Raw genomic sequence first — 1,997 nt, 5'->3', positions numbered from 1 at the left:
CCCTCAAGAGTTCTTATTGCCAAATCAGCCATGGCCGGTGCACATTCAATGCTTTTATTTCTTCTAGGCAGAAGCGCTAACCAGGAAAGCGGCCACAGTCACTGGAATCATGACCGCAACCTCAAACGCATGGCGCCTATCATCAAAGAAATAAAGCCGGCTGCCTTAATCGCATGGGAATCGGTTGAATTTGGGGAAATAAAGCATCGAGGAAAAACTGTTGAGCTTGTTGATCACAAACCAGAAGATGCTTTAGACTACAAAACTTCCTTGAAATCAAAAACAACACCTTGGCAAAAAACCGGCAAAATCTTTAAAGCCCCGTTTATCGACACTGGAGAAAATGGTATTTTTTCTCGCTTTGAATTTGAAACGTTAAGCGAAGAAGGGTTGATGGAAATGATCACGCCTGAAGATATCGCCAATGAAGTCCTACAATGCCTGCAAGGGGGGAACAGCGGACACGATATTGTCAGTGCTTTGGATTCATCGATCTTGGGCCCTACGTTTAGAGGGGGGTATATGAGGGAAAGAGCGCTGGAATCACTAAGATATCTAGAAAAAAAATATGATGTGCCAAGCATAGCCTTTGAAAACCTAGGCCCCCCTAAATTAGCGAAATTACTTTATGAAATTTTTATCATTGCCAAGCATATCAATCTTTTAGAACCCATTGAAATGGATGAAAAAACTTTGTCGGAGCGCTGTTTGCAGACCATCACGGACGATAGCTTTCTAAGACAATCATCCCTGTCCGTTGGGCTTGCCATCGTTTTACCCGGAAATAAAATTTTGCGGGGAGAACAGCTTGCTATTCCCAGCCAATGGGAGTACCCCGAAAAAGGCAAAGTTTCGTTGCAGCAATTTAACCAGTTTGCTGATAAGGGTTGGATTGATTTAAGGCCAACCAATATGAAAGTTTGGATTGACCGTCTGCATGAACTTCAAAAAGAAATCGCATCCCCTAAAGAGGAAACTACACACGAAAAAGATGAGACCGGTTCTAATACCATTCGCAACCAAAGATTTTGGCAACAAGCGGTTGAAAAAGGTAATTTAGGTTCGTTTATCAGTTGGATTTTTTTAAAGGAAGATAACGGTGAAAGAATCAAAAAATAAACGGCCTTTATTTACAACTCAATATTGCACCATCAACGCCACCGCCTCCAAGCATTTTGGGATCAGCTGCGTTGACGATTGCATCCACTGATGCCAAAGTTATATCGCCTTTTATGATTATTGTTTTTCCATAGTTTTTAATGAATTAGGCAGAATGGGCCGATATAGTTAGAGGCGAATTCTGTCTATTTTTTTTTAGGTGGAGCGGTTTAGGACAAAAACTCAATCGCTTGGTCTTTCTCTTCCTTTGAAAATCCTCTCATTTCTATGCTCTTAAAAAGTTTACCCTCCAGACCCACAAGTTTATGAATCCATTTTTTATGTGTAACAACGGCAATCCTGCTGAAATGGGAAAGTCCAAATGCAAGAAAGAACTTCCATTTTTCTATCATTGCATTGAACTCTACGCCACCGATACTTACCACTTCCTGATAAATTATCAGTTTTTCATTCTTCTTGATTTTTTTTCTGAAAATAGCAAGAATTGTTTTCATTTCTTTTTCTGTAATCTTGCCTTCTATTCGATAAGCGATGGCATCCGGCAGGCCAATATCTATCATTTCTATCATGTTGGAAATCCTTTTTTGGGTGTTTTGGGATTGGCATTTGTTGCGTCATCCGAATTGATCGTACCAGTGTCGCTAACTTTACCGAAGTCAGGTTTGCCCGATGGTTAAGCTTCTTTGATTTTATTTACCTTCCTTTTCTTATTTAAACCTTCATGGCTAATAATATAAGGTACGTTTGTCCCAAGAAGTGCGTTGGTGATACGTACTATAAGCCAAAAAGTTCCAACCGGCAACAAGATGACCTGAAATACGAATAGGGCCACATATAAATATGATAACTTAAGCCAGTAATGTCCGGTTAGGTTTTTG

Annotated in this window: 3 protein-coding genes; 1 reads left to right on the top strand and 2 read right to left on the bottom strand. The window is 40.1% G+C overall.

Features of this window, described 5'->3' with window-relative positions:
- Positions 1-1,119: hypothetical protein (locus B3D59_RS02455; protein ID WP_286817504.1), on the top strand; the 1,119-nt coding region annotated here is incomplete at its 5' end.
- Between the two features lie 209 nt (positions 1,120-1,328).
- Here the strand turns inward: B3D59_RS02455 and B3D59_RS02450 are convergent.
- Together B3D59_RS02450 and B3D59_RS02445 are read right to left on the bottom strand one after the other, a co-directional pair.
- On the bottom strand, positions 1,329-1,688 hold the full coding sequence (locus tag B3D59_RS02450; RefSeq protein ID WP_286817503.1) for an STAS/SEC14 domain-containing protein: 360 nt from the start codon (positions 1,686-1,688) through the stop codon (positions 1,329-1,331).
- A 104-nt stretch (positions 1,689-1,792) separates the two neighbouring features.
- Positions 1,793-1,997: hypothetical protein (locus B3D59_RS02445; protein ID WP_414646510.1), on the bottom strand; the 205-nt coding region annotated here is incomplete at its 5' end.

Source organism: Desulfobacter sp. UBA2225, from assembly GCF_002348205.1.
Lineage (GTDB): Bacteria > Desulfobacterota > Desulfobacteria > Desulfobacterales > Desulfobacteraceae > Desulfobacter > Desulfobacter postgatei.
This window is presented reverse-complemented; position numbering and strand designations above follow the sequence as displayed.